This is a genomic window from Palleronia marisminoris (assembly GCF_900172315.1).
GTDB classification, from domain to species: Bacteria; Pseudomonadota; Alphaproteobacteria; order Rhodobacterales; family Rhodobacteraceae; genus Palleronia; species Palleronia marisminoris.
On the sequence record NZ_FWFV01000006.1, the window covers coordinates 12785 to 38531 of the forward strand.

General features: G+C 67.2%; 23 protein-coding genes. 4 read left to right on the forward strand and 19 right to left on the reverse strand.

The features are described 5' to 3' along the window. The first annotated feature begins 47 nt into the window (after positions 1–47). Complete coding sequence (locus PAM7066_RS11020) at positions 48–461, forward strand: VOC family protein (protein ID WP_085854227.1); 414 nt, start codon at positions 48–50, stop codon at positions 459–461. On the opposite strand, the gene PAM7066_RS11025 is transcribed toward PAM7066_RS11020, so the two are convergent. From PAM7066_RS11025 to rsfS, 8 genes are all read right to left on the reverse strand, one after another. After that, entirely contained in the window at positions 451–3450 is a 3000-nt protein-coding gene (locus tag PAM7066_RS11025) for an error-prone DNA polymerase (protein ID WP_085854228.1), read from the reverse strand. The two genes, PAM7066_RS11020 and PAM7066_RS11025, sit on opposite strands and share 11 nt — an antisense overlap. Positions 3451–3490: 40 nt before the next feature. Then, a complete protein-coding gene (locus PAM7066_RS11030) occupies positions 3491–3961 on the reverse strand; it encodes a hypothetical protein (RefSeq protein WP_085854229.1) in 471 nt (156 codons plus the stop codon). Continuing rightward, positions 3958–4443: an RNA pyrophosphohydrolase gene (locus PAM7066_RS11035; RefSeq protein WP_085854230.1), complete on the reverse strand. Its 486-nt coding sequence runs from the start codon at positions 4441–4443 to the stop codon at positions 3958–3960. Before PAM7066_RS11035 ends, PAM7066_RS11030 begins: the two co-directional genes overlap by 4 nt. Continuing rightward, a complete protein-coding gene (locus PAM7066_RS11040; RefSeq protein ID WP_085854231.1) occupies positions 4440–5783 on the reverse strand; it encodes a S41 family peptidase in 1344 nt (447 codons plus the stop codon). Before PAM7066_RS11040 ends, PAM7066_RS11035 begins: the two co-directional genes overlap by 4 nt. Before the next feature lie 7 nt (positions 5784–5790). Beyond that, positions 5791–6906, reverse strand: coding sequence for a murein hydrolase activator EnvC family protein (locus PAM7066_RS11045; protein ID WP_085854232.1), 1116 nt, complete (start codon positions 6904–6906; stop codon positions 5791–5793). Then, entirely contained in the window at positions 6903–8426 is a 1524-nt protein-coding gene (gene gpmI, locus PAM7066_RS11050) for a 2,3-bisphosphoglycerate-independent phosphoglycerate mutase (RefSeq protein ID WP_085854233.1), read from the reverse strand. The genes PAM7066_RS11045 and gpmI overlap by 4 nt, the downstream gene beginning before the upstream one ends. A gap of 61 nt (positions 8427–8487) precedes the next feature. Further along, positions 8488–8958: a 23S rRNA (pseudouridine(1915)-N(3))-methyltransferase RlmH gene (gene rlmH / locus PAM7066_RS11055; protein ID WP_085854234.1), complete on the reverse strand. Its 471-nt coding sequence runs from the start codon at positions 8956–8958 to the stop codon at positions 8488–8490. A 1-nt stretch (position 8959) separates the two neighbouring features. Next, positions 8960–9328 carry a ribosome silencing factor gene (gene rsfS, locus PAM7066_RS11060; protein WP_085854451.1) on the reverse strand — a complete coding sequence of 123 codons (369 nt, stop codon included), beginning with the start codon at positions 9326–9328 and terminating at the stop codon, positions 8960–8962. A gap of 241 nt (positions 9329–9569) precedes the next feature. Between rsfS and PAM7066_RS11065 the strand changes: the two genes are divergently transcribed. Continuing rightward, positions 9570–10526, forward strand: coding sequence for a YihY/virulence factor BrkB family protein (locus tag PAM7066_RS11065; RefSeq protein ID WP_085854235.1), 957 nt, complete (start codon positions 9570–9572; stop codon positions 10524–10526). Here the strand turns inward: PAM7066_RS11065 and PAM7066_RS11070 are convergent, their stop codons facing one another. The 3 genes from PAM7066_RS11070 to PAM7066_RS18970 form a co-directional block, all read right to left on the reverse strand. Then, positions 10527–11258: a Crp/Fnr family transcriptional regulator gene (locus PAM7066_RS11070; RefSeq protein ID WP_085854236.1), complete on the reverse strand. Its 732-nt coding sequence runs from the start codon at positions 11256–11258 to the stop codon at positions 10527–10529. A 159-nt stretch (positions 11259–11417) separates the two neighbouring features. Continuing rightward, positions 11418–11729: a hypothetical protein gene (locus PAM7066_RS11075; RefSeq protein ID WP_085854237.1), complete on the reverse strand. Its 312-nt coding sequence runs from the start codon at positions 11727–11729 to the stop codon at positions 11418–11420. A 97-nt stretch (positions 11730–11826) separates the two neighbouring features. Beyond that, on the reverse strand, positions 11827–12120 hold the full coding sequence (locus PAM7066_RS18970) for an ElaB/YgaM/YqjD family protein (RefSeq protein ID WP_176237567.1): 294 nt from the start codon (positions 12118–12120) through the stop codon (positions 11827–11829). 202 nt (positions 12121–12322) lie between these two features. On the opposite strand from PAM7066_RS18970, the gene PAM7066_RS18975 reads away from it, so the two are divergent. Further along, complete coding sequence (locus PAM7066_RS18975) at positions 12323–12925, forward strand: hypothetical protein (protein WP_175484625.1); 603 nt, start codon at positions 12323–12325, stop codon at positions 12923–12925. A 3-nt stretch (positions 12926–12928) separates the two neighbouring features. Here PAM7066_RS18975 and PAM7066_RS11085 read toward each other — a convergent pair whose 3' ends face one another. From PAM7066_RS11085 to PAM7066_RS11110, 6 genes are read right to left on the reverse strand one after another with little or no spacing between them, the layout of a single operon-like run. Continuing rightward, positions 12929–13648: a gamma-glutamyl-gamma-aminobutyrate hydrolase family protein gene (locus tag PAM7066_RS11085; protein WP_085854239.1), complete on the reverse strand. Its 720-nt coding sequence runs from the start codon at positions 13646–13648 to the stop codon at positions 12929–12931. After that, on the reverse strand, positions 13645–14601 hold the full coding sequence (locus PAM7066_RS11090) for an amidoligase family protein (protein ID WP_175484626.1): 957 nt from the start codon (positions 14599–14601) through the stop codon (positions 13645–13647). Before PAM7066_RS11090 ends, PAM7066_RS11085 begins: the two co-directional genes overlap by 4 nt. Before the next feature lie 33 nt (positions 14602–14634). Continuing rightward, positions 14635–16176 carry a phospholipase D-like domain-containing protein gene (locus tag PAM7066_RS11095; protein WP_085854241.1) on the reverse strand — a complete coding sequence of 514 codons (1542 nt, stop codon included), beginning with the start codon at positions 16174–16176 and terminating at the stop codon, positions 14635–14637. Next, complete coding sequence (locus tag PAM7066_RS11100) at positions 16173–17888, reverse strand: sensor histidine kinase (protein ID WP_085854242.1); 1716 nt, start codon at positions 17886–17888, stop codon at positions 16173–16175. The genes PAM7066_RS11095 and PAM7066_RS11100 overlap by 4 nt, the downstream gene beginning before the upstream one ends. Position 17889: 1 nt before the next feature. After that, the gene (locus PAM7066_RS11105; RefSeq protein ID WP_085854243.1) at positions 17890–18465 is read right to left on the reverse strand and encodes an RNA polymerase sigma factor; all 576 of its coding nucleotides are present in this window, start codon (positions 18463–18465) and stop codon (positions 17890–17892) included. Beyond that, the gene (locus PAM7066_RS11110) at positions 18458–18622 is read right to left on the reverse strand and encodes a NepR family anti-sigma factor (RefSeq protein WP_245749664.1); all 165 of its coding nucleotides are present in this window, start codon (positions 18620–18622) and stop codon (positions 18458–18460) included. Before PAM7066_RS11110 ends, PAM7066_RS11105 begins: the two co-directional genes overlap by 8 nt. A 107-nt stretch (positions 18623–18729) precedes the next feature. Here PAM7066_RS11110 and PAM7066_RS11115 point away from each other — a divergent pair, with 107 nt between their 5' ends. Next, positions 18730–19554 (forward strand): response regulator, encoded by an 825-nt coding sequence (locus PAM7066_RS11115; protein ID WP_085854244.1) that lies wholly within the window; start codon positions 18730–18732, stop codon positions 19552–19554. A gap of 80 nt (positions 19555–19634) precedes the next feature. Here the strand turns inward: PAM7066_RS11115 and PAM7066_RS11120 are convergent, their stop codons facing one another. Next, positions 19635–19817 (reverse strand): DUF1328 domain-containing protein, encoded by a 183-nt coding sequence (locus PAM7066_RS11120; RefSeq protein WP_085854453.1) that lies wholly within the window; start codon positions 19815–19817, stop codon positions 19635–19637. 115 nt (positions 19818–19932) lie between these two features. Continuing rightward, entirely contained in the window at positions 19933–25746 is a 5814-nt protein-coding gene (locus PAM7066_RS11125) for a translocation/assembly module TamB domain-containing protein (protein ID WP_085854245.1), read from the reverse strand. Position 25747 lies beyond the last annotated feature (1 nt).

Genomic DNA, 25747 nt, shown 5'->3' on the forward strand with positions numbered 1-25747 from the left:
CGACCGCCCCCGGTCTTCGCGCCGGGGGCGGTTTCCGGAGGAAGGCCATGACCACGCCAGGAACGACCGGCCTTCTCGAGGCCGCGCTCTATGCAGACGACCTCGACGCCGCCGAGCGCTTCTACGGCCAGACCCTCGGCCTGCCCGTGGTGCTGAAGATGGAGGGTCGCCACGTCTTCTTCCGCGCGGGCCGGACCATCCTGCTGATCTTCGACCCCGCCGCCGCCGCGACCCCCGGCGACAGCCCCCTCGCCGCCCCGCCCCACGGCGCGCGCGGTCCGGGCCACGCCTGCCTCGCTTCGGAGGATCTCGACGGGTGGGAAAAGCACCTGACCGGCCACGACATCCCCATCGAACGCCGCATCACGTGGCCCAACGGTGCCCGGTCGATCTACTTTCGCGACCCGGCAGGCAACTCGCTGGAGATCGCCGAGCCGAAGCTCTGGCACGCTACTCCCTGACCGTCACGCATTTGCCGCCCGCCTCTTCCATGCTCCAGGCGTCGGACCGGACGAGCCCGCGGGCCTCTCCGAACCGCCGCCCCGGCAGCACGTCCCCCTGCGGCATCGTCCCCATGCCCGGGGTCAGGCGCGCGCGCAGGAAGGACATCGGGTGCGCCCGCAACGTCAGGCGCGTGGCGACGTAATCCTCGACCACCTCTTCGCCCGCCGTCATCTGCGGCAGGTAGGCGGCGGGCTCGACGATGCCCTCGCCGTCGATATCGCCCGAGAACAGCGGCAGCGGCGCAGGCCCGCCGATCGCCCTCGCCTCCCAGATCGCCTCGCGCCGGTTGAGGCCCATCGACGCGAAGGCATCCGCCTCGGCCAGGATGCGCAGACCCCGAGGGGCCACGCCCGCGCGACGCCACAGATCCTCGACCGCCTGATAGCCGTTGCCCCGCGCGGCGGGGATCCAGCGCCCCTCGTCCTCGCGCAGCGCCTTGATCTGCCGGAACCCCAGCCGCAGCGCCAGCCCGCCGCGCCCATCAGGCTCGAGCGTGTTGTCCCAGTAGCTGCGGTTGACGCAGACCGGGCGCACCTCGACCCCGTGCTCGCGCGCGTCCCGCACGATCTGCGCCGGCGCGTAGAACCCCATCGGCTGCGCGTTCAGCAGCGCACAGGCAAAGACGCCGGGATAGTGGCACTTGATCCAGGCGCTCGCATAGACCAGCAGCGCGAAACTGGCCGCGTGGCTTTCGGGAAAGCCGTAGCTGCCGAACCCCTCGATCTGGCTGAAGCACCGCTCGGCGAAGTCGTCGTCATAGCCGTTCTCGCGCATCCCGCGCAGGAATCGGGTGCGGAACTCGCTGACATTGCCCAGCTTCTTGAACGTCGCCAGCGCCCGGCGCAGGCGGTCGGCCTCGTCCGGCGAAAATCCGGCGCCGATGATGGCGATCTGCATCGCCTGCTCCTGGAACAGCGGCACGCCCATCGTCTTGCCCAGCACCTTGCCCAGCGCGTCGCTCGGGAACGACACCGCCTCCTTTCCCTCTCGCCGGCGCAGGTAGGGGTGGAGCATGTCACCCTGGATCGGGCCGGGGCGGATGATCGCGACCTCGATCACCAGGTCGTAGAAGGTCTTTGGCTTCATCCGCGGCAGGAAGTTCATCTGCGCCCGGCTTTCGACCTGGAACACTCCGACGCTGTCGGCCTTCGACAGCATCCGGTAGGTCGCCGGATCCTCGACCGGCAGGTTGGCCAGCGTATAGTTCAGCCGGTGGTGCTGCCGCATCAGGTCGAATGCCTTGCGCAGGCAAGTCAGCATCCCCAGCGCCAGGATATCCACCTTCAGGATGCCCAGGCTGTCGATGTCGTCCTTGTCCCAGCAGATGACCGTCCGCCCCTCCATCGTCGCGTTCTCGATCGGGACCAGCTCGTCCAGCCGCCCCTCGGTGATGACGAAGCCGCCGACATGCTGGCTGAGATGCCGGGGAAAGCCGATGATCTGCTGGATCAGGTCCATCGTCATCGCCAGCCGCCGGTCGCCAAGGTCGAGGCCGATTTCGGCCATGCGCGAGGTCTCCAGCCCCTCCTTCCCCAGGAACCCCCAGATCTGCGAGGAGATCGCGGCGACCGTATCCTCGCTCAGGCCCATCACCTTGCCCACCTCGCGCACCGCTCGTTTGCCGCGATAGTGGATCACCGTGGCGCAGAGCCCGGCGCGGTGGCGGCCGTAGCGTTCGTAGATGTGCTGGATCACCTCCTCGCGGCGCTCGTGCTCGAAATCGACGTCGATATCGGGGGGCTCGTTGCGGGCCTCGCTGACGAAACGCTCGAACACCATCGTCCCGATCTCGGGAGAGACGCTGGTGACGCCAAGGCAGTAGCACACGACCGAGTTCGCCGCCGACCCCCGCCCCTGGCACAGGATGTCGCGCGACCGGGCGAAGGCGACGATGTCGTTCACCGTCAGGAAGTAGGGCGCATAGCCCAGCTTGCCGATCAGCGTCAGCTCGTGCTTCAGCAGGTTCTGCACATGCTCGGGGGCGCCGTCGGGATAGCGCGAGGCGAGCCCCTCGTGGGCGAGGCGGGCGAGGCGCTGATCGGCGGTTTCGCTCGCGGTCGCCTCGGAGGGGTATTCGTAGCTGAGCTCGCCCAGGTCGAAGGTGCAGCGTTCGGCAATCCGCGCGGCGGCGTCGATGGCATCGGGCACCCCCGCGAAGAGCCGGCGCAGCTCGGACGGGCTTCTCAGGCGCTGTTCGGCATTGGGAAGTGCGGCGCGGCCCAGGTTGTCCACCCGTCGCCCCAGCCGGATCGCGGTCAGCACGTCGGCCAGCCGCCGCCGGCTGCCGTGGTGCATCAGGGGGCGCGCCGTGGCGGCAAGCGGGATGCCGAGATCATCCGCGACCCGGACGAGCCGCTTGAACCGGGCAGCATCCTGCCCGTCATAGCGGGGGCTGAGCGCAAGGCTGCACTGGCCCGGGAACGTCTCGACCAGGCGCGCCGCGTGCCCCCGCCAGTCCTTGAGGCCGCCGGGGTGGATCAGAAGCTCCGCCCCCTCGCCCCAGTCCAGAAGATCCTGCAGGGAAATTCGACACTTCCCCTTGTCCTCCCGCAGCCGACCCAGCGTCAGAAGGCGAGACAACCGTCCCCACGCGGTTCGGTCGCGGGGCAGGAAAGTAACCTCGAGCCCCTGGTCCGTGACGATCCGCGCCGCGGCAAGGACGCGCGGGACAGTCGTGATATCGAGGCTTGGCGGCTTGGGGATATGCTTGGGCCGGGGCGGGCCGATGGGGTCCTCCGCCGCGCGCCATTCGATTTGGCGGCGCAGTTCCTTCGCCCGCGTCCAGGCGCGCACGATTCCCGCGACCGAGTTCTCGTCGGCGATGGCAAGCGCGCCCATTCCATGCAGCCCTGCCCGATCCACGTACTCCTCGGGATGAGAAGCCCCCGTCAGGAAGGTGAAGTTCGAGGTGATCGAAAGTTCCGCGATGGGGGGCTGAGTCGTCATGCCCCATCATGTTCCATTTTTGTTCCGGTGTGGAGTCCGGTCAGCCCTCGGCGCAGTCTCCGTCCAGAACGCAAGCGCGAACGGTTTCAAGCTGCGCCTCGGTAGGTTCGGGGTACACCCAGTTCGGGCAGGCATTGACGTCGAGCACCATCTCGCCCGCGCTCTCGCGGAAGAACGCCAGCGTCTCCGTGTCAGCCGGAACCGATCCGCACGAGGGGCCGATGCACTCGACCTGCAGGATCACCTGGCCCGAGATCTCGCCCGTGAACCCGGCTTGCGTCAGCGCGCGGCCCTCGAACACCGCCGGGATCGACGTCTCGGTCGGCTCGATCGAGGCGCCGCCGGCCGGCAGTTCGACCTCGTCATAGGCAAAGGTGCCGACGGCGACGTGAAAGACCTCTTCCGCGCTGACCGCTTCGGCGGCCGAACGGGCGGCAGAGGGGGCCAGGCAGGACAGCGCAAAGGCCGGTTGGGCCGCCACGAGGGACAGAAGGGCAAGGCGGATCATCATGACAGACGGTCCTCGAATTCGCGGAACACGCGTTCATAGACATCGCGCTTGAATGGCACGATCTGGTCGAGCAACTCGGCCGGCGGCATCCAGTTCCAGGCGCTGAACTCGGGCGAGCCGGTGCCGATGTCGATATCCTCGTCCCGGCCAAGGAAGCGGCAGAGCAGCCATTTCTGCGCCTGCCCCCGGTACTTTCCCTTCCAGATCCGGCCGAGCAACTCGTCGGGCAGATCGTAGTGCACCCAATCGGCGGTCTCGGCCTCGACCTCGACCAGGTCGCGGGCGACGCCGGTCTCCTCTTCCAGCTCCCGCAGGGCGGCCTCGCGAGGGTCTTCCCCCTCGTCGATACCGCCCTGGGGCATCTGCCACGCGCCCTGATCGTGATCGATCCGCCGCCCGGCGAAAACGTGGCCGGCGGCATTCACCAGGACGACTCCCGCGCAGGGACGATAGGGAAGATCCTCGCGCGTCGGGCGGCTCACTGCTCGGACCTCAGCGCGAGGAAGCCCTTGAGGATGTCGATCGCATAGGCGAGCTGGTAGTCCTCTTCACGCAGGCGCGCGGACTCTTCGGCGGCCTCCTGCTCTTCGCGGATCGTGTCCTGCTCGTCCTCGCTGAGCGAGTCGTTCGTCAGCGCGCCCCGCAGGTCGGCCTCGGAGCGCGAGAAGCTGGCGGCGGGGCTGTCGTCCTCTTCCTCCTCGGGCTCGGGTTCGACCGGGGGCTGCTGCACCACGATATCGGGCGACACGCCCAGGGCCTGGATCGAGCGGCCCGAGGGCGTGTAGTAGCGCGCGGTGGTCAGGCGCATGGCCCCCTCGCCCCGCAGCGGCATGACCGTCTGGACCGAGCCCTTGCCGAAGGACTTGGTGCCGATGACGATGGCGCGGCGGTGATCCTGCAGCGCACCGGCCACGATCTCGGAGGCCGAGGCCGAGCCGCCGTTGATCAGCACGACCATCGGCTTGCCCTGGGCCAGGTCGCCCTCGGTCGCGTTCACCCGGTCGCTGTCTTCCTGCTCGCGGCCGCGGGTCGAGACGATCTCGCCCTCGTCGAGGAACGCGTCGCTGACGCGGACTGCCTGGGTCAACAGGCCGCCGGGGTTGTTGCGCAGATCGACGACGAAGCCGTTGACCTGGTCCATGCCACCGGCCTCTTCGACCAGCTCGTTCAGCGTCTCTTCCAGCTTGGGATAGGTCTGGTCGCTGAAGGTGATGACCCGGAGGACGACCGTGTCGCCTTCCAGCCGGCCACGCACGGCGGTCAGTTCGATCGTGTCACGGATGATCGAGACGTCGAAGGGCTCGGGCTGGTCCTCGCGGACGACGGTGATGACGATCTCCGAGCCCACGGGACCGCGCATCAGCTCGACCGCCTCGTCCAGCGTCAGGCCCAGCACCGACTCGCCGTCGACATGGGTGATGAAGTCGCCCGCCTCCATGCCCGCCTCGAACGCCGGTGTCCCGTCCATGGGCGAGACGACCTTCACGAAGCCTTCCTCCTGCGTGACCTCGATGCCGAGGCCGCCGAACTCGCCGCGGGTCTGGGTGCGCATGCGCTCGGCATCGTCGGGCGACAGGTAGGACGAGTGCGGGTCCAGCGAGGTCAGCATCCCGTCGATGGCCGCCTCGACCAGCTCCTTCTCGGAGACTTCCTCGACATACTGGGCGCGGATACGCTCGAAGATGTCGCCGAACAGGTCGAGCTGCTCGTAGACGTTCTCGCTCTCGGCATTCTCCTGAGCGATCAGGGGGCCGGCGACCTGCGTGGTCAGGAGGACCCCCGCCACGGTGCCACCGAGCGCGGCCATCGCGAATTTTCTCATCTCTGCCTCATCCTTGATTGGGCGCGAACCACTTCGCCGGGTCTTCCGGCTCGCCGTTGCGCCGCACCTCAACATACAATCTCTGGCTCGAAACCGCACCTTCGTCCGGGCGGAATCCGGCCATCCCCGCCTCGGCGGCACCGCCCATGATCCCGAGGGGCGCACCGGCCGGAAGAACCTCTCCGGCGGCACCATAGACCTCGGCCAGACCGGCGAACACCATCAGATAGCCGGCCTGGGGCTCCAGAATCATCACATTCCTGTAGTCCAGAAGCGGACCACGGTAGCGGATGGTCGCCGGCCACGGTGTCGTCACCAGCGCGCCGGGCAGGGTCGCGAAGACCCAGCCGGAGCGGCGCACGCCCGCCGCGTCGGCCTCGTCGAACCGGCGAAGGACCTCGCCATGCACGGGCAGCGAGAGCTGGCCGACCGCCGTTTCGAAGGCGGGCAGCCGGGCGCTGATCGCATCCTCGGGCAGCGTGGCAAGGCCGTCGGCGAACTCGGTGAGTGTCCGGGCGTTCGCGGCGAGCAGCGCCATCGCTGCGGCATCCTCTGTCACCCGGCGCGGGAGATCCGCGCGCGCCTCGATCGCGTCGGCAAGGCCGGTGCGGGCATCCTGCCATTGCTGGAGACCCGCCTCGAGATCGCCCAGCGCGCTGCCCTGAAGGGCCCGCAATGTCGCGATCTCCTGCAGATCGCCCTTCAGCGCCTCGACCTCGCCCAACATCGCGGGGGTGACGTCGCTCATCAGCATCCCGGCCCGCGCGGTGGCGGTGGGGCCTGACGGGTGGAGCAGCAGCATCGCCTCGGGCGCCTGCCCCATGGTGGTCAGGGCGTTCAGCACGGCACCCACCTGCGTACTTTCGTCGTCGAGCCTCTGCGTCACCTCGGCCTCGCGCAGGCGCGCCGCGCGCAGACTGTGGCGCATGGCCGCGAGGCCGCTCTCGTAGGCGTGGATCACGCGGGTCAGCCCGTCGATCCTGTCATAGCCCTCGCCCGCCTGCGCAAGCTCGGCCCCCGCCGCTTCGAGCTGCCGCGCCGCGTCGCGTGCGAGCGCCTCGGGCGTCGGCTGTGCCACCGCGGGCAGGGCGAGCAGGACAAGAAGGGCGGCCGCGCGGATCATCGGCGGATCAGGCTTTTCCCGGTCATTTCCTCTGGCTGCTCCATCCCCATCAACTCCAGCAGCGTCGGGGCGAGATCGGCAAGCCGTCCGTCAGCCAGCGTCGCGCCCTCGGGACCGCCGACCAGGACGCACGGCACGAGGTTCAGCGTATGCGACGTGTGTGGCCCGCCCGTCTCGGGATCGACCATCGTTTCGCAATTGCCGTGATCGGCGGTCACGATCATCGCCCCACCCTGCCGTTCCAGCGCCTCGAGCACCCGCCCGAGACCCCGGTCCACCGCCTCGCAGGCGGCAATGGCGGCGTCGAGGTCGCCGGTATGGCCCACCATGTCGGGGTTGGCGTAGTTGCAGACGATCAGGTCGTAGCCGCCCTCGATGGCCTCGACGAAGCGGTCCGTCACTTCGACCGCGCTCATCTCGGGCTGCATGTCGTAGGTCGCCACCTTGGGCGACTTGGGCATGGTGCGATCCTCGCCTTCCTCGGGCGTTTCCTTGCCGCCGTTGAGGAAAAAGGTGACGTGGGGATACTTCTCTGTCTCGGCCACGCGAAACTGGCGCTTGCCGTGCTTGGCGACCCATTCGCCCAGCGTGTTCACCAGCTCGCGCTTGGGGAAGACCGGCGAGAACCACTCGGCATGGTCATCGCTGTATTCCACCATCCCCAGCCGCACCGCGAGGTTCGCCCGGTTCGAGACGTCGAACTCGGCGAAATCCGGTTGCCCGATGGCGCGCAGGATCTCGCGCGCGCGGTCGGCACGGAAGTTCAGGCAGAACAGGCCGTCCCCGTCCCGCATCCCCGCGTAGTCGCCGATCACGGTGGCGGGGATGAACTCGTCGTTCTTGTCCTTGTCGTAGGATTGCTGGACGGCCGCCTGCGGATCAGGCGCCGACGCCTCGCCGCGGCCCTCGACCATCACGCGGTAGGCGGTCTCGACCCGCTCCCACCGGTTGTCGCGGTCCATCGCGTAGTAGCGCCCCGTGACGGTGACGATCCGGGCGCTCTCGGGCAGCTTGGCGGACAGGTCGTCCAGGAAGCCGATAGCCGATTTCGGCGCGACGTCGCGGCCGTCGGTCATGGCGTGGATCGCGACGGGGATGCCCGCCTCGGCGATCGTCCGGGCTGCGGCCACGATGTGGCTCAGGTGGCCATGGACCCCGCCATCCGAGACGACGCCCATCAGATGCGCAGTGCCGCCGGTTTCCTTCAGCTTGTCGATGAAGGTCAGAAGCGCCGGGTTTTCGAAGAACGAGCCGTCCTCGATCGCAAGGTCGATCTGGCCCAGGTCCATCGCGACGACCCGGCCGGCACCGATATTGGTGTGGCCGACCTCGGAGTTGCCCATCTGTCCCTGCGGCAGCCCCACATCGGGGCCGAAAGTCGTCAGCTGCGAGGACGGACCCGCGGCCCGGATTCTGTCGAAATTGGGAGTCTGCGCCAGTGCCGGGGCGTTCGCCTCGGTCTCGGCGCGGTCACCCCAACCGTCGAGGATGCACAGGACGACGGGCTTCGGCGTGGACATGGGGCGCTTCCTTGTTCGTTCCGCCCCCTAGTTAGCGGCCATGCCGCCGGACGCAAACCACTCAGGCGCGATGATAGGGGCTTCCCGCCAGAATTGACGCCGCACGGTAGAGCTGTTCGGACAGCATCACCCGCGCCAGCATGTGCGGCCAGACCATCTTGCCGAAGCGGATCGAGGCATCGGCCCGACTGCGCAGCGACGCATCCAACCCGTCCGCGCCGCCGATCAGGAAGCAGATTTCGGGCCGCCCCTCGTCCCGCCAGGCGGCGAGGCGGTCGGCGAATTCAGGAGAGGTCATCTCGCGCCCGCGCTCGTCGAGCGTGACGATCAGGGCGCCGTCGGGGACGGATTTCAGAAGGGCTTCGGCCTCGGGACCGGAACCCGAGACCTTGCGTGTCTCGATCTCGGCCTCTTCGAGCGGCCCGAGGGACAGGGCTCGCCCCGTCCGGTCGAACCGGGCGATGTAGTCGTCGATCAGGGTGCGCTCGGGGCCGGAGCGCATCCGGCCCACCGCGCAGATGCGGAGCTTCACGTCAGTAGCGGGCCGCGGCCTGCTCGGGCGAAAGCCACATCTTTTCCAGCTGATAGAACTCGCGCACTTCCGGGCGGAAGACATGGACGATCACGTCGCCCGTATCGATCAGCACCCAGTCGCCGCCATCCTTGCCCTCGACCTTGGACTGAACGCCATGCTCCAGCTTCAGCCGCTCGGTCAGCTTTTCGCTGATCGACACGACCTGCCGGGTCGAGCGGCCCGTGGCCACGACCATGTAATCGGCAATCTCGGACTTCCCGCGCAGGTCGATCTGCACGATGTCGTCGGCCTTGTCATCGTCGAGGGAAGTGAGAATGTCGGCCAGCAGCTCTTCGCTGGTCAGCTTCTGCGTGGCTGCGGCACTCATGCCGTGGTTTGCGGTGTCGGATTGCACCGCGATCTCTGCAAGAGACAGGACATAGTCCTCCTAAGCACTTGCGCCGCCAAGCCCCGGCGCCGGGCATGCGTCCAGAATAACAACTCGGACGCGCAAGTCCAACAGTTCCGCGGCAGCTTGCCGCACCCCACCTGTTGCGACGTGGCGACATTTCCCGCTTTGTCTGGGCGGGAACATGCCCAACGGGCCCCGCCGTCTATATCGTATCGCGATGGAAACCGATGCCGAGATCCCGCTCAGAACCAGATCGGCCGCACTTGGGCCGGGATTGGGCTGGCGCGCTTGGCTCGGGGCGGCACGGGCCGTGTTCATGGACCTCAACGACAGCAATATCGGGCTGATCTCGGCCGGGGTCGCGTTTTTCGGGATGCTTGCCATCTTTCCCAGCCTCGCGGCCATCATCGCGATCTGGGGCTTCGTCGCCGATCCCGACACGGTGTACGAGCAACTCAGCACCATGCGCGGCCTCATGCCCGGCGACGCATACGCCATCCTGGACGAGCAGATCACGTCGCTCATCACGGCCAACACCTCGACCCTGGGGTGGACCACCGCGATTTCATTGGCCGCGGCCATCTGGTCGTCGCGGGCGGGGGTGGCGGCGCTGATCCGGGGGCTGAACTCGATCTACCGCGAGAAGAACCGCGTCGGCGTGCGCCAAGTCGCCGCCGCCTTCGGGGTGACGTTCCTGCTGATCGGCGTGGCGCTGGTCGCGCTGCTGTCGGTCGTGGTGCTTCCCATCATCCTGTCGATCCTGCCGCTGGGGCCGCTGACCACGCTGCTGGTGGCAAGCGTGCGCTGGGTCGTCGCGCTAGCCGTGGTGATCACCGGGATCGGCGTCGTGTATCGCTATGGCCCGAACCGTCGTCGGCCACGGGTGCAATGGCTGACGCCGGGTGCGCTGGTCGCGGTCGTGATCTGGGGCTGCATTTCCTACGGGTTCAGCTACTACCTGTCGAATTTCGGCCGCTACAACGAGGTCTACGGCGCATTGGGCGCCGTCATCGCGCTGCTGATGTGGCTGTATCTGAGCGCCTTCTCGGTGCTTCTCGGCGCGTCGCTCAATGCCGAGCTGGAGCGTCGGACCCGCCAGGACACGACCGTCGGGAAGGATCGCCCGATGGGGCAGCGTGGGGCGGCCGCGGCGGACATCTATATCGGCGACTGATCACATCAGCGGGCGCTCTTTCAGCAGGACGCCCGGCGAGGCCATGGCAAGCTTGTTCAACCCGTCGAGGTCGTGGATCGTCAGTTGACGGCCCATCCAGGTGGCAAGCTGGCGCTCGCGCAGCTTCGCCAGCGTCTTGTTCGTATGCACGAGCGACAGTCCCAGCGTGTCGGCGAGGTCCTGCTGGCGAAACGGAAAATCCAGCGTCGTGCCCTGGGTCATTCCGAGGTGCCGCGCACGCTCGAATATCTGGACGAGGCCCCACGCGATCCGCTCGATCGCCGAACGCTGACCGATGCTGGCAAGAGCTTCGCCCAGGAAATGCTCTTCGGTGGCCGCAATCCAGGTGACGTCGTAGGCCCGCGATGGCTGGTTTGCGAAGACAGAGAAGAATTCGGAGCGTTCGAAAACGCAGAGGCGCATCGGCGTCGTGGCCTCGACGCTGTGACCCATATGCGCCCCGAAGGCCGCCTGCAGGCCAAGGAAATCGCCCGGCATCACGAAGTTCAGAACCTGCCTGCGGCCGTCGTCGAGCGTCTTGAACCTCAGCCCCATGCCGTCGAGCACGGTGTAGAGCCGCGGCGACGGTTCGCTCTCGACGAGGATCGGGGCACCGGGCGGGATCTCGATCTCGCCGGACTTGAAGTCCCGCATGAATTCGAGCTCGTCTTCCGTCATCGTCTGGAACAGAGGGTTGGCCCGGAGCGGGCAGTTCCGGCAGTCGATCGCCATCGAATCTCTCCCGCCACAGAACGTGCTCGACTTAAGAACGTGAAACACATGGCAAAATCAACCCTTCGGGCTGTTCCAACCCGCCCGATGTGTTGAAAATGAGAGAAACTCGTTCCGAGTCGCGCGAAAGAGAGGGGGCACCCTCGCCCCCTCGGGTGCCTACGGCCGGTCGCGCCTGCGCACCGCGCGGCCGGCGGCAATCCCCATGACGACCGCGTTTATGATCGTCGCCGCAGTCAGCGGCGACCCGGCCACGGGGCCAGCCATTGGATCGACCATCGGGTCGCGAATGGGCGCGGCAGTCGGGCGCGGGGCAACCCGGGGCGGATAGCGCGACCAAGCCCGCACGGCGATCCCGAACAGGATCAGCGCGAAACCCGCGATCAGCAGGGCCGCCACGACGCCCACGGCCTGCGCCAGCAGGATCAAGAGCGCGATGCCGAAGAACACCACCCCAAGAAGGATCAGCATCCCTCCGGCGGCGCCCCAGGTCGCACGGCGCAAATTCGCCCTGAGCATAAGCTTCAGAGCAGCGATCTGAGGTCCGAGCAGGGATCCGAGCATGCGGTCAGCGGCGGCTGAAGAGGCCGATCAGCAGTCCGACGCCCGCAGCGATGCCAAGCGCCTGCGTGGGGTTCTGCCGCACATAGACCTCGACTTCGTCCATCCGACCCTGCGCCTGGTCACGCAGCCCCTCGGCGCGGCGCTGCGCCTCGGTCCGGTATTGCTGGCTCTTGGCCTTTCCGAACTCGCCCAGCGACTCGGTCAGGCGCGAGATGTCCGCCTTCAGGGCATCGACCTGCCGGGCAAGATCCTCGGTCGTGGGATTCCGGGTGGTCGGGTCCATGTCTTCGGATGTCACGGGTCGCACCATGTTGCAGCCTTTCAGTGGAAGGTTCAATTCCTGGGCCCAATGCGGCCCGGCCCGCGTTGGTTCCACTCCAGCGCGAAGGGATCGCGCGCGAGCAAAGCCGGGCGACGACGCTGGGGAAAGCGCCGGAAAGCCCGCTATGTTCCCGGAACAACCGGGGCGCGCGGCGCTTTGGCCCGACAAGGAGGACCAGATGACCGACCGATTGACACGCCTTCTAGGCGCCGAAGCCGTCAGCGGCGACGACCGCTTCCCGATCCGCGCGCTGTTCCACGAGCCGCAGACCCGCCGCCTGAAAGCCGCCGCCGTGGATATCGGCGGGTGGCTCGACCGCCGCGAGGTGATGGTTTCGCTCGATCGTTTCGGCCCTCCTGGCGACGACGGATGGCCCATGTCCCTCGGCCGGGACGAGCTGGAGGGCGCCCCCGAATGGGAGCATGCCGACGGCCTCGGCGCGGCGATGCCGCCGCTGATCGTCGGGCCCTTCGGATACACCTTCTCGCCCATGCTGATGGCCGCCGGGATGAACCGGTCCGCCGAGCGAAGCCTTCCCGACATCCCTGATCAAGCCGGGCCGGAACCGCTCGAAAGCGAAGACGGCCGGTTCGCGGGGCTTGAACGCTCGTCCGACTGGTTGGACCGCGATGCGTTCGGGCCGGACGGTCACATGGGCAAGGTCCACGACCTGGTGCTTGACGACCTGACGATCACCGCGCTGGTGCTTGACGGTGATCGCACCGTTCCGTTGTCGCGCCTGCGGCACATGGCGGAACAGGGGCACTTCGTCTTCGACTGACGCTCAGGGCGCTTGCGGCGCCCCCGTATCCACCTGCGGCAGCTGTGCCTCTTTCCGGGACGCGGCCCGCGCGGCGCTGACCAGAGCCCGGAAGATCGCGCGCTGCCGATGGGCGTAGAACAGGTGCTCGGGATGCCACTGGACGCCCAGCGCGAAGGGCTCTTCCGTGCGCTCGACCGCCTGGATCATTCCGCCGGTATCGCGCGCGGCCACGCGCAACCCCTGCCCCAAGGTCGTCACCGCCTGGCTGTGCAGCGCGTTCACCTTCATCGGAACCGTGCCGGCATGGGCGGCCAGACGCGTCTGGGGGACGATTTCGACCGTCTTCCGGGGAAGGATGGTCCAGAACCTTTCGGACGTGGCGTAGGTGCCGTATGCATCCTGATCCAGCCGCCCGCCCAGCGCCACGTTCAGCATTTGCGAGCCACGGCAAATCCCCAGCACCGGCTTGCCCTGGGCCATCGCTTCTTCGACAAGACGCCGCTCCATCGCGTCCCGTTCGTCGTCCAGCGTGGACGACGTGATGAGCTGCCCGCCATAGAGATCGGGCGAAATGTCGTCTCCGCCGCCGATGATGATGCCGTCCACCTCCGCGACATCGGATGGCCGCCCCGCGACCCACCGCACGCCGCGCCCGCCGGCCAGCCAAAGGTTGAAGGCCACCAGCGGAAAGATCCGCCAGCCCGAGCGTGCCGAAGTCGTCACGCCGATCAGGGGTTTCATACGAAGGCCACCTCGCGGTCCAGCAATTCGCCCGACACGCTGTGCCAGCGCCCCGGAATGGGTAGAGAGCGGTTCCGGTAGGTCCGCCACGTCATCTTGAGCCGGTCCATCAGGTCGGCATCGTTCGCGATCTCTTCGACCATGCACCACCGGTTCCATTCAAGTGCGATCGACCACGAGGGCTCGTCGATGCGGCAATCGGGCAGCCGGTAGTGCCAGGCAGGCCGGCCGCTCTTGCGTGCCATCTGCGGGACGGCCCGAGCCACGGCCTCGGGGTTCAGGTGCTTGAGGAGCGGCAGCGCGTCCAGCGCATGGTTCCGGTCGGGCGCGACCGAGAGGTAGGCATCCGTCAGCCGCTCGAAGGTCCAGTCGAGGCGCGAGTCGCAGAGCCGGTCCACCAGCTCGGACGGGTAGGTGTCCACGAAAGGCTGCACCCGCCGCGCCGCGTCGAGCTGCATCTTCTCGCGCATCCAGTCCTCGATCAGCGCGAAGGCGGTCAGGGTCGGGAGGATGTCGTCCAGAGCGACGCCGGGGAGGGCCACGTTCAGGTGAACGCCGAACCCCAGAAGCAGTCCCGACTGGGTGCCGGTGCCACCGGCGGCGCTGAGGGCGCGGCACGCGCGGTCGACCTCGGCGATCTGCTCGGGCGGGATGGGAGAGGTCACGAACTCCACCGGGATCACCGCGCGGCCAAGGTCGAGGCCCATGCGCGCTATCTGCCCCGCGACCCTGTCGCGCAGGGCAGTGTCCAGCAGGATGTCGATGTCACCGATGGCGCTGCCTTCGACGCGACGTTCGTATTCGGCGGTCCGCCTGACCGTGCCGCCCAGCTGGTCCGCCAGGATCGCGCCGACGCGGTCCTCGTTCAAGCCACCCAGTTCGACCTCGATCCCGACCTTACGGATTTCACCGCCATGCGTCGTGGGAACGGGAAGAGACTTCAGATCCGGCATGGCCCACGAACGCGGCGTGGGGGGCATCGTTCCCTAGACCAGCTCTTCGGGCACGCCCGGCAGATTGGTCCCGAAACTCGCGGCGATCGACACGTCGTAGGGCAGCAGGTAGCCCCCACGGTTGTCGGGCTGGCGCACCGCGTCAAGCTCGGCCTGCTCGCGGACCTGCGGGACGAGAGGCGCGTCATGGTCGATCGGGGTCTCGGGCAGCCAGTGGGTCATGGACCGCCGCAGGATCTGATCCGCAAGGGCAGAATCCTCGCGCCGGATGCCGGCCTCGGTATCCCAGCGCAGCGACCTTGCGTTGAGGTTGGCTGAACTGACGATCATCGACCGACGGTCGAAGACGCTGACCTTGGCGTGCACATAGACAAGCGGCGCACCCCCGAAGGTCGAGCGATCGTCCTCGTCCATCGGACCGGCTTGCGCCGTGCGGCGCTGCACCGGCACCGCGAAGAAACAGCGATCGCCGAACGCCTCCATCACGCGCGAGACGCACTGGGCCTGCAAGTATTCGCCATAGCGCGAGTCGAGCTTGCGCCGACGCTCGAACGCCACGTCCTCGGGGGCCGCGGGCAGGATCATCAGGAACTCGGCTTCAGGCATCTCCTTGCCGCGGGCGGCAAGCGCGTCGGCCAGCTTCAGGTCGCGGAAGAACTGCGTCTCGAAGTAGAACTGCCGCTCGGTCCGCGCGATCTCGGCGTAGTGGTTGTCGCCGATCGAGTTGCGGACGATCGCGGGCGCCATCGAGAAGTGGGTGCTCCGCCACGCCGTCAGGGTCGTGCAGAAGCCGCCGGCCTCTTCGGGGGGATCCGACTTGCCCGCGACGGAGTCGAGCATGTTGTCCAGATGGGCCTCGGCCGCCGTTGCGGCCACCTTGTCCCGCACGAGAACCTGCACGTCATGCCACGTCTCTTCGGCCGAGCGGTGGTGGAGCGGCGTGTCGTAGCGCCGCGGGTTCAGGTCGAGCCCGCCGATATAGAGCACCTCTCCGTCGAACACCGCCAGCTTCTGGTGGTGCGTCACAGGGTTCAGCCGCGGCGGGCCCATTGCGTACACCTCGAGCTTTCCGTCAGCGTCGAAGCGCAGCCAGTCATGGGTGCCCGGCAGATCCGCGAAGCTCTGGCGGCGTCGCTCCGCGGGATAGTCGTTCAGGACGTCGCACAGGTCGTGCAGCTCTTGCCGGGCCTTGGGCCAAAGCGCCGCGCGCGGGAGCTCTCCGACCTCGGCCGGGTGCATGGCCGCGACGATGGAGAGCGGCGCCTCGGGGCCGGCGAGTTCGCGCAGGACCGCGAACTTGCGCATGCTCGACCACGTCAGCTCGTGCATGTCCGGGGCGGCGATGGGTTCGAAATCCGAAAGGATCAGGTCGAACCGGACGCCCTTGCCCAGCACGTGAAGGATCAGGTCGAACCAATCCTCGCCGATCGCCTTGGCCTCGTCGGTCCTGAGCCCGGTCGAGGGGTCGAACACCCGAAAGCCCGCGGCGATACGGGTTTTCGCGCGCAGCATCTCACGCTCGAAGGCCGGCCAAGCTTCGCCCGCCGTCAGGAGATACTCGACATCGCCGCTCATGGTTCGTCGGCGAATTCGCTGGGCATGAAGGTCACGTCCACGACGAAGGCCCCGTCGGTCTCGCCGATCTCGCTACGGGCATCCAGTTGCATGGCGAAGGCGCCCATCAGCTGAGTCCCCAGCCCCGTCGTGGTGCGGCTTTCGTCGCTGAGCGGATCGCCGAGCGAGTTCGCGACCCGCAGCTTCACCTCGCCGCTCGGAAGCGCCGCCAGCTTCAGCTCGATCCAAGGCTCGCCTTCCGCCGGCCGGCCCACGTATTTCATGGCGTTCGTCATCGTCTCGGTGACAAGCAGGGACAGGGGCACGGCCTGGTCGGGATACAGCGACACCGGGTCCACCGAGATGTCCAGCTTGACCCCCTGCTTGACCACCTCGGAATTGCGCAGGCTCTGCGCGACCAGCTCTTCGATGAGCTGGGACGAATTCACCCGGCTCAGCACCGACGCCTGGTAGAGGTTGCGGTGGATCGTGGCGAGGCCCAGCACCCGGTCCTGCAGACGGCGCAGGATGAAGCGCGTCTCGTCGTGGGTCGCCTTCCTGAGCTGCATGTTCATCATCGACGCGATGAGCTGGAGGTTGTTCTTCACCCGGTGGTGAACCTCCTTCAGCAGGACGTCCTTCTCGTGCAGGTTGTTCTCCAGGTCGGCCTCGTCGCGAACGATCCGTTCGGTCATCTGGTGGAACGCTTCGATCACCTCTCGCAGGTCCGAGGGCGTGTCCGCCGCGTATGTCGGCGCCATGATGCGGCGGTTCGCCGTGAACGCGCGGATCCGCAGGCGGAGGTAGCGGATGTGTCGCACGACAAGGCGGTGCACGGCGAAATAGGCCACGCCGATCGACACCAGCCACATCAGGATCGGGAACAGGATCGCGCTTGCCGCGGTCAGGCCCGAGGTGCGGATCGCGTTCGCCGGCCAGATCGCAAGCGCGTAGATCTCGTTCTGGATCAACGGGGCCACGGTGTAGAACCGCTCCTCTCCCGAGACAGCATCGCTGCGGAAGCTCACCGTCTCTTCGCCGGCAAGTGCCGTCAGGGCGCGGTCCGCGGGCAGCGCAAGTTCAAGCGCCTCGAGATCGCCGTCCGCCCAGAGGATCTCGCCCGACTCGGTGAATGTCGTGGTGAATATCGGATCGAGCCCCACGTTCCGCGCCGTGGGCAGCCTGAGGCTCTGCTGCGGGACCGACATGGCGATATACCCGATCGGCACCTCGTTCACGACCACCGGCTCGGTAATGACCACCACGCTGCGTTGCGAGATCTTTCCGACGACGGCCTCGATCTGGGGGACCGGATCATCGAGATACGAGCGGTAGGCATCGGTATCCCGAACGTCGGTGCCTGCCCCGTCCGAGGCGCAGACGGCATATCCGTCCGCCGACACGAATCCCGCGAAGGCAATCGTCTTGCTCGACCGGACGAAATTCTGCATCCGCTCGGAACATAGGGTCGGATCGTTCAGGATCGTCGGCGCGAACTCGGCCGCCATCTGCGCCGCGCCCCGCACGCGCAGCAGCGTCTCGCGCTCGGTCGTGGCGGCGGACAAGGTGACGCCGGTCAGCGCGGCCTCGGCGGTGCGGTCGGCCTCGCTGATCACGCGGTACGTCTGCACCATCGCGATCAGTCCGATCGGCAGGAGCGCGAGGCCCAGAAGCGCCACGAGCCTCACATCCAGCCGGTCGAGGCCGTTGATCCCGCCGCCACCGCTCAGCATGTCAGCCCTGCCGGGACTGACGCGACTGCGAAGACGCTATGATCGAGTCGTTGGTCGTATCTCCGATGACCGGGTCTTCGTCCGGGTCGAGCCCCATGAGCTCGGCCAGGCGCCGGCGACCACGGTTGGCACGGCTCTTGATCGTGCCGACGGCGACGCCGCACATATCGGCGGCTTCCTCGTAGGCAAAGCCGCTGGCTCCCACGAGCATCAGCGCCTCGCGCTGCTCGTCGGGCAACTGCTCGAACGCCTTGCGGAAGTCGTTCATCGCCAAGCGGCCGTCGTGCGCCGGCTTTTCCGACAAGGAGGCGGCCATGGCACCGTCCACGTCCGCAACCTCTCGCTTCGCCTTGCGGCGGATCGAGTAGAAGGCATTGCGCTGGATCGTGAACAACCATGCACGGAGATTGGTGCCCGGTTGGAACTTGTCCATGTTCTTCCAGGCTTTCTCGATCGTGTCCTGCACCAGGTCATCGGCCGCGGCCGAATTTCTGGTCAGGGACATGGCGAAAGCTCGGAGCGCGCCCAGATGTTCGACAAGCTCGTCCCGGGGATCGCGATGCACGCCATCAGCCATCCGAGTCCCTCTCGCTGGTGCCGTCCTGGTTCTTCAGTTTTGCAAGAAGCTCCTTGAAACGATCAGGGATGTCCTCTTCGTTGTTCTCGAAATAGACACGACGGAGATTTTCGTCGATCTGCCGCATCACGTTCGACGTCTTGTTGTCTTTCGACATAAGTTGGATGCCACTCAGCTGATTTGATTTTTTGCGCACGCTTGGAACCAACGTGCCTTCTAACTGTTTGTTCCAAAATAAATGTGCGACTAGGGACTTATATCATCATGCCATCACGGTCCGAGCAGGTCGATCTCTCAGAGGTCATCGGAGACGAACTTCCTTACCTTCGCAGGTACGCCCGCGCGTTGACCGGGTCCCAGCGAACCGGTGACAACTATGCCGCCGCCACACTGGAAGCAATCCTGCAGGAACCGGGGATCTTCGAACGATCTCTCGCCCCGAAGACGGCGCTGTTCCGCGCGTTCCACATGATCTGGTCCACGGCCGGCGCGCCCACGGCCGATACCGAGGACCCGGCGAACCGGCTGGAAAGCCGCGCCCTCGACCACATGGCGGGCCTGACGAACAACACCCGCGAAGCGCTGCTGCTGTCGACGATCGAAGGGTTCGACTTCGACGAGATCGGCCGCATCATGGATGTCGACGGGGACGAGGCGTCGTCGCTGGTAGATATCGCCATCACCGAGATGGAGAAATCGATGACCGGCAAGGTCATGATCATCGAGGACGAGGCGATCATCGCGATGGACATCCACTCCATCGTGTCCGAGATGGGCCACAAGATCACCGGCATCGCCCGGACCCGCGACGCGGCGGTCGAACTTGGCGCCCGCGAGAAGCCCGACCTGATCCTCGCCGACATCCAGCTGGCGGACAATTCCTCGGGCATCGACGCGGTGAACGACATCCTCGCGCAGTTCGGGGACATCCCGACGATCTTCATTACCGCCTTCCCCGAGCGTCTGCTGACCGGCGACAAGCCCGAGCCGGCCTTCCTGATCGCCAAGCCCTACTCGGAGGAACAGGTGCGCTCGGCGGTGAGCCAGGCGATGTTCTTCTCGTCGACGGAGTCCCTCAAGGCGAACTGAGCGAACGGCGATCCGACGAAAAAGGGCGACCCTTCACAGGGGTCGCCCTTTTTTCATGGCCCTGAGTGGCCGCAAGCGCCCTAGCGCATGTCGTCGGAATCGTGCTCGTGCGCCATTTTCGCGGCAACCAGCACAAGTGCCACGCCCAGGAAGACGAAAAAGAGGGTCTGGGCCACGCCAGCGACGAGCGTCGCCTGTCCGCCGAAGCCGAACAGACCCGAGGTGAGTGCAACGGTAAATGATACGTATGCCCAATAGATCATGTCGCGTTTCCCAACATTCCACTCCCCCCGCATGGAGAAACCGCCTGCGGCGATGCAGTTCCTGCCTGAATGTCAAAAAATGTAGCTTCTACCCTGAGCAGCGTGGGAACGTGACTTAATAGTCGCGTTCGAAGAACACCCCCAGGGACGTCTCTCCCTCGTTCGACGCGGCTCCGCGTACGGTGATCGAGTCGGTGACGTCGAGGTTCAGGTTGATCTCGGCCTCACCCTCGGAGTCGACGTTCACGCTGGAATAGACGTTCTCGGACAGGTAGGCGCCGGCCTGCAGCCCCACGTTGCCTTCCTCGTCCGTCGTCACGTCCAGATCATCGAGGCCCGTGGACTCCCTCAGGTTCTCGATGATGCCGATGCCGCCCCGGCCCGACAGGGTCGCCACGGCATTCGCCAGCTGCGCGGCCTGCAACGCCGAGATGTTGTCGATCGACCGGCCGAAGAGCAGCCGTGACAGCACCTCGTCCTCGGGCAGCTCGGGCTCGGACGAGAAGGTGATGTCGGGTTCGGTCGCTTCGCCCTCGACGATGATCAGCACCGTGACGTCGTCGTCGGTCTCGGTCCGCGCAACCAGGCGGATCGTCGGAGTGAAATCGCCCGCCAGCGTCACGTAGCCCTCGGTCAGGGTGATCCGCTGGCCCAGCAGGTCGATCCGACCCCGGATCAGCTCGAACCGCCCGGTAGGGATGACGTTCGCCGTGGTCCCGCCAAGCGTCAGCTGGCCGCCAAGCTCGGCGTCGAGGCCCCGCCCGCGGACGAAAATCTGGTCTTCCGCCAGGATCGTCAGGTCCAGCCCATAGACGACGGCCGGGCCCGCATCGGCCTCGGCATCCTCCGCGTCGACCAGATCGGCACGGGCGCGCGTGCGATAGACGTCCTTGGGTTCGTTCACATGGACCAGCCCGGCCGGGATCGGTCCCGTCGCCCCCAGCCCCGTCGACGGCACCCGGATCTCGGTCTGGCCCAGGATCACCGTCCCGCCAATCACGGCACCCCCGGTCAACGGCCCGGTCAGCGTGACCCGGCCATTCGCGACGGTCCGGTAGAGGCGGGGATCCTCGACCACCACCCGGTTCAGTTCCACCCCCAGATCGGCAGGGTAGCCGCCCGACAGGCCAATGGTGCCGGCAAGCGCGAGCGTGCCCCCCTCCTGCTTGTCGGCGGTGACGTTCAGGACCACCTGGTCGCCCTGAATCTGCGCGGTCCCGTTGATGTCGTTCAACACGAACGGCACGCTGGGATCGACGAGCCGCCCGCCCGAGACGGTCACCGTCCCACCAAGCGAGGTCAAAGCTAGCGGCCCGTTCAGGCTGAGGTCGTAGCTTGCCGTCCCGCTGAGCGCGCGGTTGCCCAGATACGGGTTCGCCAGCCGCAGGGGCGCGTCGCCCGTGATGTCGATATTCGCCTGATTGAAGCTTTCGGCGACCGTACCGTCGATCCGCGCGGTCAGACCCTGCGGCCCCGTTAGCGCCACGTCGAGCGTGATGTTCGACCCGGATTGCCCCACACTTCCCTGCGCCGTCACCGGGCCGCTAAAGTTGGGCACATAGGCACCAAGATCCGCCAGCCGCGCGTCGAGGGTCAGGTTGCTCGCCCCGCCCAGGATCGCGCCGTTCGCCTGCGCGTCGAGGCCCGGCGCGTCGAGCTGGAAGCGCTGCACCTGGATCGGCGCGTTCGGGCCGCTTCGGCTGGCTTCGGCGGTCAGGGTCGTCGTGCCGCCCGACAGAAGCTGATCGACCTGCGGCACCCCAACGCGCAGGTTGTTGGCCTGCGCATTCGCCGTCCCGTCGAACCGGCTGCCGTCCAACGCTGCCTCTCCCTCGGCCTCAAGGGTCACGGAGCCCGACAGCGACCTGCCGGCCAGACGCGAAAAGCGCGAAATGTCCTGCGCCTGCAGGTTCACCCGGCCATCGAAGGCCGGCGTGGCGTCGAGGTTGCTCACCTCGCCCAGCAGGTCCACGACCACGCCCGCGCCGTCGCCGTCCAGCGCGACCTGCCACGCATCGCCGGTCTCTTCGGCCACGAGGTTGACGGTCGCACGCCCCGACAGCTCGGGAAGCACATCCGACAGCTCGGCGACAGTCACGTTGGCCTGCAGAGCGTTCGCATCCGGCCCGCCATAGCTGCCTTCGGCCACGGCGTTGATCTGCGGGTTTTCCACCTGCAATGTCTCGATCTGCAGCGTCTCGCCATCCTTTTCCGCCGCCACGTCGAAGGTCGTCAGCCCTTCGAGCAGCCGGTCGACCTCCGGCTGACCGATGGCAAGGTTGCGGGTCGTGCCGCTGGCCTCGACCGCCGCTTCGCTCAGATCGAACCGGGTGCGGCCGTCCAGCGACAGGTCCACGGCGCCACCCAGTTCGCGGTTCGCAATCCGGGAGAACACGCTCAGATCATCCACCTCGACCTCGGCCGTGCCATCGACAAGGGGAGAGACCCCCTCGGTCCGCAGATCCTCGACCGTCGCATCGGCCACGATCTGCGCGCCGGCCCCGGTGGCATCCACATCCAGCGACCAGACGTCCCCGTCCTCGGTCGCGTCGAGGATGATCGTCGCGGGGCCGCGCATCTCGGGGATCACGTCCCCCAGCTCGTCCAGTTCCACCTGCAACCGCGCCGAGCTGTCGCCGGGATTGATATCGCCCTGGCCTTGGACGGAGATCTGCGGGTTCTCGAGCGTCAGCTCGTTCACGTCGATCGCGTCGCCGTCCTTCGCCGCGTCGATGCTCAATTCGGTCACGCCGGACAGCAGCCGGTCCACCTCTTCAATTCCGATCTCGAGATTGCGCGCCGTTCCCTCGGCGTCGATCGCTGCCTCGCTCAGGTCGAACCGACCACTGCCGGTCAGGGACATATCTACCGTCCCGCCCAGTTCGCGGTTCGCGAGCGACGAGAAGACACTCAGATCATCCACCTCGACCTCGGCCGTGCCGTCGACAAGGGGAGAGACCCCCTCGGTCCGCAGATCCTCGATCGTCGCGTCGGCCACGATCTCTGCGCCGGCGCCCGAGGCGTCCACGTCCAGCGTCCAGACATCCCCCTCCTCGGTCGCGTCGAGGGTGATCGTCGCCGGGCCTTGCATTTCGGGGACCACATCCCCCAGTTCGTCCAGTTCCACCCGCAACTGCGCCGCGCTGTCGCCGGGGTTGATATCGCCCCGGCCGCTGACCGAGATCTGCGGGTTCTCGATCGACAGCTCGTTCACGTCGATCACGTCGCCGTCCTTCGCCGCATCGACGCTCAGCTCAGTCACGCCGGAGAGCAGCCGGTCCACCTCTTCGATCCCGATCTCGAGATCGCGCGCCGTGCCCTCGGCATCCACCGAAGCCTCGCTCAAGTCGAACCGGCCGCCGCCGTTCAGCGACAGGTCGACCGAGCCGCCCAGCTCGCGGTTCGCCAGTGACGAGAACACGCTCAGGTCATCCGCCGAGACTTCTGCGCTGCCCGCGACGCGAGGCGATATTCCCACCGTCTGAAGATCCTCGACCGTCACATCCGCCACGACCCGCGCGCCCGCGCCGATGGCATCCAGATCGACGACCCAGCCATCCTCGCCTTCGACCGCCTCCAGCGAGATGTCGGCCGGGCCGCTCATCTCGGGCACCACATCGCCCAGCTCGTCCAGCAGGATGCGCGCGTCGACGGCACCCTGGCCCGCGCCGTAGAAGGCGTCGCCCGTCACCGTGATCTGCGGGTTCTCGATCGACAGGATCGGCACCGTGAATTGCGGCCCCTCACGGCGGACGCTCACGTCGATATCGGTGCGGCCAGACAGCAGCCGGTCGACCTCTTCCTGCCCGATCTCGATATCCGTCGTGGTTCCATCCAGCACGACGTTCCCGTTGCTGAGATCCAGCCGCCCCTGCCCGCGGGCCGAAACATCCACCGCGCCGGAAAGAGGCTGGTCGAGAATGGCACCGAAATTTGCCAGATCGTCCGCCACGACCACAAGGTCGAACACCGCCAGCGGGCTTTCGGCCTCGAGCTCGCGGATCGCGACGTCGCCGCTGACGACGGCCTCGGCGCCCTCGAAATTCAGGTCGATCTGCCAGACATCCTCGGGGCGCGCGGCCGTCGCGGTGAGCGTGGCGGGGCCCGACAGGGTGGGGTCGATCAGCGACAGATCCTCGACCCGCGCGTCGATCTCGGCCGTGCCTCCGTCTGAGGACAGGTCGGCCGATGCGGTGACGTCGATCTGCTCGTTCTGCAGGACCAGTCGTTCGACCCGCAGGCCGGTCTCGTCCCGTTCGGCCGCGAGGTCCAGCAGCGTTGCGCCGGTCAGCAGGGGATCGACCTCGGCGATGCCGGTTTCAAGGTCTTGCGTCCGACCTTCCAGCGTCACGTCGAACGCCCCGGACAGCGCCTCGGCCGTCAGGTCGATGTCCAGCGACGCGGCGCCGTCCAGCGGCCGCCCGGCCAGGCCCGAGAACACCGACATATCCTCGGCATCGAGCGCCGCGGTCAGCGAAAGCGGCACGTTCTCGCCATCGGGATCGACCTCGCCCGACCCCTCCAGCGAGAAACCCTCGCCCGACAGGTTCAGCGTGTTCAGAAGGATGGGTTCGCCCGCCTCGTAACCAAGCTCGATCCGGCCGTCGATCTCGTCGCCAAGCGCCTGTGCCAGCCCGCCATCGTCCAGCGACAGCCCGGCGGCGGTGAAGTCGAACCCGGCCTCGACATCGAGCGTCTCGCCCGAGCCCGCGATGATCCCCGAACCGTCGAGAGCCACACGCTCGGCCGCGAAGCCCGGCTGATCGAGCCCCTCGATCACGATCTCGCCGGACCATTCCTCGCTTTCGCTGGCGTCGAAATCCACGTCCAGACCAACCCGGTTCACCCGGATCCCCTCGCCCACGGGCAGCAGAACGGGTGTGCCGTCCTGGTTCGCGATCTCGCCGGTCACGTCGATCAGGTTCGGCACGTTGTCCGGCCCGATCCGTACTTCGCCCTGCAGGTTCAGCGCCTGGGCCTGCAGCGACAGCTCGTCCACCGCGATCGCCCCGTCGGGGAACCGCGCACCCTCCGCCTCGAGCGACACGTTCGGGCCGAAGAACGGCCGGTAGGTCGGCGCAAAAAGCGCGGTCACGTCGCCGCTGAGGTCGACCGCGAAGCGGCTGGTGTCATCCACGTCGCGCAGGGCGACGGTGCCGTCCAGCCGGTCCTCGCCATCGGTGTCGAGGTCGATCGCGGCTTCGAAGTCCGACAGCGGCCCGGATCCTTCAACGCTGGCGGACAGCGCGGGGCGGCCCGGCAGGTCGATCAGGTTGGCAACGACTCCATCGGGGCCTTCCTCGAGCGCGACGTTCACCTCGAGCTGGCGCGAGCCGTTCTCGAAGCTGCCGGCGATCTGGAAGATGCCCAGTTCGTCGTCGATCCGCTCGGCCCGGACATCGACCTCGCCCTCGCCATTCGCAAGCTGGGCCGAGCCTTCGAGGGTTATGACGGCCTCTTCGCCTATCACCGGCTCGCCCAGTTCGATGCGTTCGGCATTGATCTGGCCGATATTGATCGAGACCGGCAGCTCGGGCAGCGAAAACGGCTGCGCCTCGGGCTGCGGCACGTCCAGTTGTTCCTCGCCCTGGGGCAGGCGGGGCAGGAGGATTTCGGCAGCGGCGATCTCGTCGACGCTGAGCCGCCCCCGCAGAAGCGCCGAGCGATTCCAGTCGAGCACCGCGTCGTTGATCGTCAGCCAGACGCCCTCGGCATCGGCGATGGTGATCTGTCCGATGGTTGCGCGCGAGGACAGGGCGCCCTGGAAGCCGCGCACCTCGACTTGGAATCCTTCCGAAGACAGGCGATCCTCGATCAGGTTCTCCAGGAAGCCACCGCCATCCTCGTCTTCGGCATCGGTGTTCTGCGCCGCAACGGGCACCGCCGCGAGGCCGAGGGACAGGACGCACAAGCGCGCGATTTTCCGCATT

Bases quoted from the DNA above. Each gene is read 5' to 3' on its own strand.
- PAM7066_RS11040 (WP_085854231.1), bottom strand. From the start codon at position 5,783: ATGAGAAAATTCGCGATGGCCGCGCTCGGTGGCACCGTGGCGGGGGTC.
- PAM7066_RS11090 (WP_175484626.1), bottom strand. From the start codon at position 14,601: ATGCCGGATCTGAAGTCTCTTCCCGTTCCCACGACGCATGGCGGTGAA.
- PAM7066_RS11075 (WP_085854237.1), bottom strand. From the start codon at position 11,729: ATGCTGATCCTTCTTGGGGTGGTGTTCTTCGGCATCGCGCTCTTGATC.
- PAM7066_RS11125 (WP_085854245.1), bottom strand. From the start codon at position 25,746: ATGCGGAAAATCGCGCGCTTGTGCGTCCTGTCCCTCGGCCTCGCGGCG.
- PAM7066_RS11110 (WP_245749664.1), bottom strand. From the start codon at position 18,622: ATGTCGAAAGACAACAAGACGTCGAACGTGATGCGGCAGATCGACGAA.
- PAM7066_RS11020 (WP_085854227.1), top strand. From the start codon at position 48: ATGACCACGCCAGGAACGACCGGCCTTCTCGAGGCCGCGCTCTATGCA.
- PAM7066_RS11105 (WP_085854243.1), bottom strand. From the start codon at position 18,465: ATGGCTGATGGCGTGCATCGCGATCCCCGGGACGAGCTTGTCGAACAT.
- PAM7066_RS18975 (WP_175484625.1), top strand. From the start codon at position 12,323: ATGACCGACCGATTGACACGCCTTCTAGGCGCCGAAGCCGTCAGCGGC.
- PAM7066_RS11030 (WP_085854229.1), bottom strand. From the start codon at position 3,961: ATGATGATCCGCCTTGCCCTTCTGTCCCTCGTGGCGGCCCAACCGGCC.
- PAM7066_RS11115 (WP_085854244.1), top strand. From the start codon at position 18,730: ATGCCATCACGGTCCGAGCAGGTCGATCTCTCAGAGGTCATCGGAGAC.
- PAM7066_RS11100 (WP_085854242.1), bottom strand. From the start codon at position 17,888: ATGCTGAGCGGTGGCGGCGGGATCAACGGCCTCGACCGGCTGGATGTG.
- PAM7066_RS11070 (WP_085854236.1), bottom strand. From the start codon at position 11,258: ATGGCGATCGACTGCCGGAACTGCCCGCTCCGGGCCAACCCTCTGTTC.
- gpmI (WP_085854233.1), bottom strand. From the start codon at position 8,426: ATGTCCACGCCGAAGCCCGTCGTCCTGTGCATCCTCGACGGTTGGGGT.
- PAM7066_RS11045 (WP_085854232.1), bottom strand. From the start codon at position 6,906: ATGATCCGCGCGGCCGCCCTTCTTGTCCTGCTCGCCCTGCCCGCGGTG.
- PAM7066_RS11085 (WP_085854239.1), bottom strand. From the start codon at position 13,648: ATGAAACCCCTGATCGGCGTGACGACTTCGGCACGCTCGGGCTGGCGG.
- PAM7066_RS11065 (WP_085854235.1), top strand. From the start codon at position 9,570: ATGGAAACCGATGCCGAGATCCCGCTCAGAACCAGATCGGCCGCACTT.
- PAM7066_RS11025 (WP_085854228.1), bottom strand. From the start codon at position 3,450: ATGACGACTCAGCCCCCCATCGCGGAACTTTCGATCACCTCGAACTTC.
- rsfS (WP_085854451.1), bottom strand. From the start codon at position 9,328: ATGAGTGCCGCAGCCACGCAGAAGCTGACCAGCGAAGAGCTGCTGGCC.
- PAM7066_RS11120 (WP_085854453.1), bottom strand. From the start codon at position 19,817: ATGATCTATTGGGCATACGTATCATTTACCGTTGCACTCACCTCGGGT.
- PAM7066_RS11095 (WP_085854241.1), bottom strand. From the start codon at position 16,176: ATGAGCGGCGATGTCGAGTATCTCCTGACGGCGGGCGAAGCTTGGCCG.